This is a genomic window from Mesorhizobium sp. M2C.T.Ca.TU.002.02.1.1 (genome assembly GCF_003997225.1).
This window is the reverse complement of sequence record NZ_RZTO01000197.1, coordinates 1-8,562: the sequence shown is the minus strand read 5'-3', so window position 1 is coordinate 8,562 and position 8,562 is coordinate 1. Positions and strand designations below refer to the sequence as shown.

At 64.0% G+C, this 8,562-nt stretch carries 7 protein-coding genes; 3 read left to right on the top strand and 4 right to left on the bottom strand.

The window, feature by feature from the left end; translation table 11 throughout:
* Together EOD07_RS13185 and ade are read left to right on the top strand one after the other, a co-directional pair.
* The coding region (locus EOD07_RS13185; RefSeq protein ID WP_127235759.1) for an ABC transporter permease subunit at positions 1-916 on the top strand (916 nt) is incomplete at its 5' end.
* Between the two features lie 4 nt (positions 917-920).
* A complete protein-coding gene (gene ade, locus EOD07_RS13180) occupies positions 921-2,618 on the top strand; it encodes an adenine deaminase (protein ID WP_127235761.1) in 1,698 nt (565 codons plus the stop codon).
* Between the two features lie 75 nt (positions 2,619-2,693).
* Here the strand turns inward: ade and EOD07_RS13175 are convergent, their stop codons facing one another.
* Positions 2,694-4,496 carry an outer membrane beta-barrel protein gene (locus EOD07_RS13175; RefSeq protein WP_164772221.1) on the bottom strand — a complete coding sequence of 601 codons (1,803 nt, stop codon included), beginning with the start codon at positions 4,494-4,496 and terminating at the stop codon, positions 2,694-2,696.
* A gap of 159 nt (positions 4,497-4,655) precedes the next feature.
* On the opposite strand from EOD07_RS13175, the gene EOD07_RS13170 reads away from it, so the two are divergent.
* Positions 4,656-5,657: a KpsF/GutQ family sugar-phosphate isomerase gene (locus EOD07_RS13170; protein ID WP_040990064.1), complete on the top strand. Its 1,002-nt coding sequence runs from the start codon at positions 4,656-4,658 to the stop codon at positions 5,655-5,657.
* 43 nt (positions 5,658-5,700) lie between these two features.
* Here EOD07_RS13170 and EOD07_RS13165 read toward each other — a convergent pair whose 3' ends face one another.
* The 3 genes from EOD07_RS13165 to hemH form a co-directional block, all read right to left on the bottom strand.
* On the bottom strand, positions 5,701-6,165 hold the full coding sequence (locus EOD07_RS13165) for an NfeD family protein (RefSeq protein WP_073988138.1): 465 nt from the start codon (positions 6,163-6,165) through the stop codon (positions 5,701-5,703).
* Between the two features lie 118 nt (positions 6,166-6,283).
* The gene (locus EOD07_RS13160; RefSeq protein ID WP_073988137.1) at positions 6,284-7,234 is read right to left on the bottom strand and encodes an SPFH domain-containing protein; all 951 of its coding nucleotides are present in this window, start codon (positions 7,232-7,234) and stop codon (positions 6,284-6,286) included.
* A 243-nt stretch (positions 7,235-7,477) separates the two neighbouring features.
* Complete coding sequence (hemH, locus tag EOD07_RS13155) at positions 7,478-8,542, bottom strand: ferrochelatase (RefSeq protein ID WP_127235758.1); 1,065 nt, start codon at positions 8,540-8,542, stop codon at positions 7,478-7,480.
* Positions 8,543-8,562: the final 20 nt, after the last annotated feature.

The following is an 8,562-nucleotide window of genomic DNA, read 5'->3' as shown; positions in this document are numbered from 1 at the left end:
ATGGGGCATCGGCCTCGCCGCGACGGCCATCGCCGGCATCGCCTATTTCACGCTGGGGCTGATTTCGGCACGTGTCACCGGCGCATCGAAGGCGGTGACGATGACGACGTCGCTGCCGCCCGCCCCCGCAAGGGCAGGCAGCCGATGGACAGGCCTGGCACTGTCGCTCGGGTCGATCGCGCTTCCGTTCGCGCTGTGGTGGGCCTTCATCAGGGTGCTCGGCGTTCCCCAGATGATCGGCAAGACGCCCTGGGACGTGGCCGACTATCTGTTCTTCTCGACCGTCTCGCCGCAGGCTCAGACGCGCCTGCTGGCGGCGATGAGCCAAACGTTGCCAATCACGATCCTCGGCATGGTCGCCGGCCTTGCCTCTGCCTTTGCGCTGGCGGTGTCCAGCCGAATGCTGCCCAACGTCACCCGCGCGCTGATGCCGGTGGCGCTGTTTTCGCAGACCATGCCGCTGATCGCCACCATTCCACTGTTCGTGCTGCTGCTTGGACGCGGTTGGCTGGTGACGCTGGTCATCACCATTTCGGTGACGTTCTTTCCGGCCTTCATCACGCTCGCGCAAGGTATGAAGATGACACCGCGCGCGGCGCTCGACCTACCCAAGGCCTATGGCGCGGGCGCATGGACGGAGCTCAGGCTGATCAGCATTCCGTCGGCCATGCCCTATCTTTTCGCGGCGACGCGGCTGACGGTGCCCCGCGCGCTTCTCGGCGTCATGATCGCCGAGTGGCTTGCCACGGGCAAGGGACTCGGCAACCTGCTCAACCAGTCGCGCGGCTATCTCGACTACGGTATGATTTGGACCGTCGCGGCGGTCTCCGTCATATTGTCGGTCGCTCTTTACCAGATTGTCGTGCTTATCGAGCATCGGGTGCTCGCCAATATGGGCATGCGCGGATCGGGGTGACATGATGGGCAGCGAACTGGAACGGCGCATCGACCAGGGCTCCGGGCGCGAACCCGCCGACATCGTGCTCAGGGGCGGAAGCTTCCTTGACCTCGTCTCGGGCGGACTGATATCGGGCGATGTCGCGATTTGTGGCGACCGGATCGTCGGCACTTGCGAAAGCTACGAGGGCAGGACCGAAATCGACGTATCCGGGCAGGTATTGGTGCCCGGCTTCATCGACACCCATCTTCACATCGAATCCTCGATGGTGACGCCGTTCGAGTTCGACCGTTGCGTGCTGCCACGTGGCGTGACCACGGCAATCTGCGATCCGCACGAGATCGCCAACGTCCTGGGCGCCACCGGCATCCGCTATTTCCTCGACTGTGCCCAGCAGACGGTCATGGATGTGCGCGTGCAGCTCTCCAGCTGCGTGCCGGCAACACATCTGGAGACCTCCGGGGCGAGGCTCGACATCGAAGACCTCCTGCCGTTCCGGGGCCATCCCAAGGTGATCGGGATGGCCGAGTTCATGAACTATCCCGGCGTGCTGGCGAAAGACCCGACCTGCATGGCCAAGCTCGAAGCGTTCCAGGGCGGCCATATAGACGGGCACGCGCCACTGCTGCGCGGCAAGCCTCTGAACGGCTATCTCGCCGCCGGCATCAGGACGGACCATGAGACCACGACGGCCGACGAGGCGCGCGAGAAGCTGTCCAAGGGCATGCATGTCCTGGTGCGCGAAGGGTCGGTATCGAAGGATCTGGACAGCCTGATCCCGATCATCACCGAACGCTTTTCGCCCTTCATCGCGCTATGCACGGACGACCGCAATCCGCTCGACATCGCCGAGCATGGGCATCTCGACTACATGATCCGCCACGCGATATCGAGGGGCGTCGAGCCGCTGGCGATCTATCGCGCGGCCAGCATTTCGGGGGCGCGCGCCTTCGGCCTGAAGGATCGCGGTCTCATCGCGCCTGGCTGGCGTGCCGACATCGTCGTGCTGGATTCGCTGGAGGGCTGCCATGCGCAAACGGTCTTCTCGGCCGGGCGTCTCGTAACCCCCGAGCTGTTCGACAGGCGCAAATTGGTCGAGCCAGTCGGCCGCCGGAGCGTGAGGGTCGGACCGATCGGCGTCAGCGATCTCGCAGTGCCCTCAAGCCGGGAGGCTCCCGTCATCGGCGTCGTGCCGGGCAAGATCATCACGGAGCATCTGCGCTTGAAGCTGCCGCAGGCCGGCGGTCAGACCTTGGTCGACACGGCCCGGGACGTCATCAAGGTGGCGGTGGTTGAACGTCACGGACGCAACGGGCATGTGTCGGCGGGCTTCGTCAAGGGTTTTGGCCTGCAGCGCGGTGCGATCGCCTCGACCGTCGGCCACGACAGCCACAACATCTGCGCGGTCGGCGTGAACGATGCCGATATGATCGTCGCCGTGAACCGGCTGGCCGAGATCGAGGGCGGATTCGTGGTGGTGGGCGGTGGCGAGGTGCTTGCCGAGATCGCCTTGCCCATAGCCGGACTGATGAGCCTCGACAGCTACGACACAGTGCGCGGCAAGCTCAAACTGTTGCGCGCCGCGGCGAAAGAGCTTGGCTCGACGCTCGAGGAGCCGTTCCTGCAGATCGCTTTCCTGCCCTTGCCGGTGATCCCGCACCTGAAGATCACCGACCGCGGCATGGTCGACGTGGACAGGTTCCATTTCGTGGACTTTTAGCGCGGTTCGGGATCCGACGGCGAATCTTTGCCGACGGGCCTGAATGTGGGGTTCCGGCTTGGCTCGCGAATGGCTTCAGCGCTGGACCTTCAGTCCGAGATAGACGCTGTTGGCCGTATAGTCGCGTCCAGGCAGGTTGCTGGTCAGCTTCTCCGTCCGCACTCTGGTGGTGAGGCCGGCATAGCGGTTCAGCCACCAGGTCAGCCCGGCCTCGGCGCTCAGGATCAGATCGTGGCCGTCGGAGCCGGTGTAATCGCGCCAGTCGAGGCCAAGCGCCGAGTTCGCCGTCAGATTGGCGCGGATCTGGCGCTCGCCGGTCAGACGGCCGGAGTAGAGGATATCGCCGCTCTCGCCCGCCGTCGTGGTGGTCTCGACATCGGTCTTGCCGGTGAGCCCGATGATGGTGCCGCGCTCGGGCGACCATTTGAGGTCGGCATTGATGGACGGCCCGGCGATTGCCGGGAGGCGACTGTCGTCGAGCGCCTCGCGCAACCAGCCGACGGAGAATTCACCCGATAGCTTCTCACCCATATCGAGCTCGACGCCGGCGCGAGCCCCGAGCCGCTTCGAAGAGCGTTCAAAGCCGTCGGTATCGAGCCGCTGATCATAGACCCTGCGGCCGACTTCGACTTCCGTGAAGGGCGTGAGCGCCGGTGAGATCTCATAGCCGGTGCGCAAAGTGGCGGTGTAGAGCGTGTTGTTGCGATCCTTCTGCGAGACCGTGGTGCCGTTTGAGAGATTGGCGTCGCCGTAGAAGTCATGCGAGACCGCGCCGGTCAGCGCGTAACGCATCTTGCCGACACTCTTTTCAAGACCCAGGCTGCCGTCCACGGTCTGGCGCAGCGGCTGCGAGGTGACGCCGGTGATCGCATCCGGCGAGGACGCCGATTCCGGTGCTGCCTCATAGCCGAGCTTGGCGATGGCGCGCAGCTCGTTGTCGAGATCGACATTGAGCTGGCCTTCGATGCGGCCCTGCGCATCGTTGATCTTTTCGCCCGAGACGGTGTTGCGGAACTGGCCGTAGCCGGTGATCAGAGCCGAATTCTCGCGCCAGTCGGAAGTTGCGGTGAAACGCAGCGCCGTCTCGGACAGAACCGCGGATTTGCCGGTGCTGCTGGAATCGGCATTGGACGTCGCGGTGAAGCCTTGCTCCAGCGTTGGCCGGAACACAAAGGTGCCGACCTTGACACCGGGAGCAGCGAAGGGATCTTCCTCCGGCTTGACCTTCTGTCCATCGATCGATCCGGTGCGCTCCTGGCCCGGGTCGAGCTTCTGCTTGTCGACGCTGTCGATGGTGACGGCGCGGCGATTGCTGCCGTCGTCCTCGGCCGCTGCCGCGTCAGCCTTGTCGCCTGTGGAGGCGGTCGCGGCAGTGGTGGTGCTGTCGGTAGCCTCGCTCGCTTTCTTCTTGGCCTTCTTCTTGTCGGCGGCCTTGGTATTCGCCTTGGTGTCGGTCTTGGCGTCCTGAGCACGCTGAGCGGCCGTCGAGGGCCGGCGCGGTTTTGCCGGCTTCGTCGTATCGGCCAGCGGATCGTCCGTTGCCTGGGGCTGGTCGAAGATGCTGTCCGTCGCGCCCGCCGTCTGATCGTCATCGGGAACGGCACCGGGGCTTGCCGGTTGATAGATCGTCGGTGCCGAGTCCTGGGCGGCCGCGGTCGCAGGCGGTGTCTGATCCAGCGACCCTTGCGCCCGCAACTGCCTCGCCTTGCGCTGCTGGTCGGCGAGTATGGCCGATTCGGAGACCTCGCCGCGCAGCTCGGTTTCCTGCGAAAATGCAGGCGCCGGACGCAGCAGGGCAAGCGCGCTTGCCGTCAGCAGCAGTGCTGCAACGGCAATGCCCTTCCGACCGATTTTCGTTTCAGGCTGGCCCCCGGACATCGTCACCACTGCTTGCGCGGCGCGGTTGCGCCATACTTACCGAACCGTAAATGCGGATGGTTAACGGAGGGTTGAGAGAGCCGCCTCGGAGCCCCTCCAATCCGAAGCCTTGGCAATTCCGTTGGACAGGGGCGCGGCAAAGCGCTAATCGCTTCGCCCATGCATGCGGGGTCCCCAGAAAGAAAGCAGCCGGACAGGCAGGCTGCGATCGAATCGGCGCTGAGAACGGTGGCGACGGAGCAGGCCGGCGTGGCGGCCCTTGCCGCCGCTCTCGCAAACGGGCTGTCCGAGCCTTTTGCCACCGCGATCGACCTGATCTCGCGGATCGAAGGCCGCGTTATCGTCACTGGTGTCGGCAAGAGCGGCCATATCGGCGCCAAGATCGCCGCAACGCTCGCCTCGACCGGCACGCCGGCCTTCTTCGTCCATTCGGCGGAGGCCAATCACGGCGATCTCGGCATGATCGCCAGGGACGACGCCATCATCGCCATGTCGTGGTCTGGCGAGACCAAGGAACTGATGGGCATCGTCGCCTATTCGAGGCGCTTCTCCATCCCGCTAATCGCCATCACCTCGGGCGAAACTTCGGCGCTGGCAAGGGCGGCGGATGTGGTTTTGCTGCTGCCGGTCGTGCCTGAGGCCTGTCCGCACGGGTTGGCGCCGACGACATCGACGCTGCTCCAACTCGTCATGGGCGACGCGCTGGCGATAGCGCTGCTCGAGGCGCGCGGCTTCACGCCGGATCATTTCCGAACCTTGCACCCTGGCGGGCAGCTTGGCGCCAATCTGACCCGGGTGTCGGAGATCATGCGAACCGGCGATCAGGTGCCGCTCGCCCTGCTCGGCACCAAGATGCCGGAAGCAGTGATGACGCTGTCGCAGAAGAAAGTCGGCTGCGTCTGCATCGTCGATGCAAGCGGCAAGCTGGTCGGGATCGTCACCGACGGCGACGTCGCGCGCAATCTGCATCGCAATCTGGCCGACGTCACCGTCGACGAGGTCATGACCCGCACGCCCAAGACGATCGATCCGCAGACGCTGGCGGGCACGGCGATCGCCATGCTCAACGAGCACAATATCGGCGCGCTGGTCGTGATCAAAAACAAACTGCCGGTGGGCGTGGTTCACTTCCACGACCTGCTGCGCATCGGCGCGGCTTAAAGCGGACTGTCCCCGCCTCAAGCCACCCCGCACGCGTCCTCGATCAAATCGCCTCTACGGTCAGCTCCAGATCGGTATCCGCCGCTCCGGTCACGCGCACTTGCGCGCCGACCGGCAGGTCCGGACCGGATACGCGCCACAGCGTGTCGCCGAGCCGGATGCGGCCGCGGCCGTTCTTGATCGGCTCGGCCAGCGTCGCCGTGCGGCCGACCATCTGCGCGCCGCGGCGGTTGAGCAGCGGCTGGTCGACGCTGCCCTGCCGGCTGACGGCGATCTGCCGGCCGACATAGGCCGAGACGACGGCCAGCACGAGGAAGGCCAGGACCTGGACCTGCCAGGTCCAGAAGGCCGCGTCCCAGATCGCCAGCGACACGGCGCCGATGATCAGCGCGGCAATGCCGATCCACAGCATGAACACGCCTGGCGCCACGACTTCCATCACCAGGAGCACGATGCCGAGAACCATCCAGTTCCACGGTCCGAGTTCCGAAACGATGCGGTCGATCATCGATGTTCTCCCACCCGGAGCAGTTCCTCGTTTCACGGAAACGAGGAACCGTCCTATTTCTCTGTTTGCCGCAATTCCGGACGGAAAACCGTGTCACCCTGGAATTGCGGCGGTCACCTCAACTGTCGGTCTGCCGCACGACCGGCGGACGCGAGCCCTGCCGCGGCGTGCCGGACGGGCCGTCGCCCTTGAAGACTTCGCGGGCGATCTCGCCGATGCCGCCGAGCGAGCCGATCAGCGACGAGGCCTCGAACGGCATCAGCACGATCTTGTTGTTGCTCGAAGAGCCGATCTTGGCCAAGGCCTCGGTGTATTTCTGCGCGACGAAGTAGTTGATCGCCTGCACGTCGCCCTTGGCGATGGCTTCCGACACGACCTGCGTCGCCTTGGCTTCGGCCTCGGCCGAACGCTCGCGCGCCTCGGCGTCGCGGAAGGCGGCTTCCCTGCGGCCCTCGGCTTCGAGGATCTGCGACTGCTTCAGGCCTTCGGCGGCCAGGATCTGGGCGCGCTTGTCGCGTTCGGCCATCATCTGGCGGCCCATCGATTCCACCAGATTTGCCGGCGGGTTGATGTCCTTGATCTCGACGCGGGTGATCTTGATGCCCCACGGGTGCGCCGCCTCGTCGACGACACGCAGCAGCCGCTCGTTGATCGCGTCGCGGTTGGACAGCAACTCGTCGAGGTCCATCGAGCCCATGACGGTGCGGATGTTGGTCATGGTGAGGTTGAGGATGGCGTTCTGCAGGCCGGAGACCTGGTAGGCAGCCTGTGCCGCGTTGAGGATCTGGAAGAAGGCGATGCCGTCGACGCCGACGATGGCGTTGTCGCGGGTGATGATCTCCTGGCTGGGAACGTCGAGCACCTGCTCCATCATGTTCATCTTGGCGCCGATGCGCTCGAAGATCGGGTTGATGATGTTGAGGCCAGGGGTCAGCGTCTTGGTGTAGCGGCCGAAGCGCTCCACTGTGTAGTTGTAACCTTGCGGCACCGTCTTGATGCCCTTGAAAAGCAGGATGATGACCAGGAAAACAAGAACAATGATGGCAATATCGAAACCGCTGAAGCCCATTTCACTTCTCCCTCAAAGGCGGCGACCTCACGGAATCACTTAAGTGTGTTTCCGCAACGTTACAATCAGGTGATCACCAGAGCCGGATGATTTCAGGCCGAATCGACCTGAAATCATCCGGCTCCAGGTCAATAGAAAGAGCATGATGTCGTCCGAAAACCGCTGCACACTTTTCGGCATCATGCTCTGATATTGGTTAGCGGCGGGTTTTGCGCACCGGTTTCGAGCTGTCGGTGAAGTCGGTCACACCCAGCCGGAAAGCTCGCGCCGGACCAGCGCTTCGACCACCGCCATCCCTTCGTCGCTGTCGTTGAGACAGGGGATGTGGGCGAAGTTCTTGCCGCCGGCGTGATGGAAGGTTTCGGCGGCTTCGCGGCCGATCTCGTCCAGCGTCTCGATGCAATCGACGGAAAAGCCGGGATTGACGACCGCGATCGACTTGATGCCGTCCTTGGCAAGCTTTTCGACCGTGACGTCGGTATAGGGCTGCAGCCATTCCTGCGCGCCAAAACGCGACTGGAAGGTGGTGATGAGCTTCTTCTCGTCCCAGCCGAGCCTTTCCCGCAGCAGCCGCGTCGTCTTGAGGCAATGGCAATGGTAGGGGTCGCCCTTCTCGAAATAAGGCTTCGGTATGCCGTGATAGGACGCGATAACCATCTCCGGCTTGAAGTCCAACGTCCCAAGATGCCGCTCGATCGAGTGAGCGAGCGCGTCGATATAGACCGGCTCGTCGTAATAGGGCGGCACGCTCCGGATCGCCGGCGCGTTTCTGATCTTCATCAGCGCGCGGAACAACTGGTCGTTGGCGGTTGCCGTCGTTGTTGCTGAATATTGCGGATATAGCGGGAATGACAAAATGCGGTCGCAGCCCTGCTCGACCAGTCTTTGCGCGACGCTTGCCGTCGAAGGATTGCCGTAGCGCATGGCCCAGTCGACCACCACGTCGGGCAGGTCGGCGAGCGCAGCGGCCAGCTTCTCGCCTTGAGCGCGGGTGAACGTGCGCAGCGGCGACTCGTTCTTTTCCCGGTTCCAGATCCTGGCATAGTTGGCGCCGGACTTTTTCGGCCGGGTGGTCAGGACCAGACCGTAAAGGATCGGATACCAGATCGCCTTGTTGAGCTCGATGACGCGCGGGTCGGAGAGGAATTCCCTGAGATACCGCCACATCGGCGCGAATTCGATCCCATCGGGTGTGCCGAGATTGATCAGCATGACGCCGACCTTGCCCCGCTTTACCGCCGGGTGGCCCGTAGGCAGCAGACCAGCGGTCCTCGCGGTTCTGGCATCGGTGGGGCTGGCAAGCGTCATCAACAATCTCCGGTCGCCGC

Coding starts and splice junctions, on each gene's coding strand:
- ade (WP_127235761.1), top strand. CDS start 921: ATGGGCAGCGAACTGGAACGGCGCATCGACCAGGGCTCCGGGCGCGAA.
- EOD07_RS13175 (WP_164772221.1), bottom strand. CDS start 4,496: ATGTCCGGGGGCCAGCCTGAAACGAAAATCGGTCGGAAGGGCATTGCC.
- EOD07_RS13170 (WP_040990064.1), top strand. CDS start 4,656: ATGCATGCGGGGTCCCCAGAAAGAAAGCAGCCGGACAGGCAGGCTGCG.
- EOD07_RS13165 (WP_073988138.1), bottom strand. CDS start 6,165: ATGATCGACCGCATCGTTTCGGAACTCGGACCGTGGAACTGGATGGTT.
- EOD07_RS13160 (WP_073988137.1), bottom strand. CDS start 7,234: ATGGGCTTCAGCGGTTTCGATATTGCCATCATTGTTCTTGTTTTCCTG.
- hemH (WP_127235758.1), bottom strand. CDS start 8,542: ATGACGCTTGCCAGCCCCACCGATGCCAGAACCGCGAGGACCGCTGGT.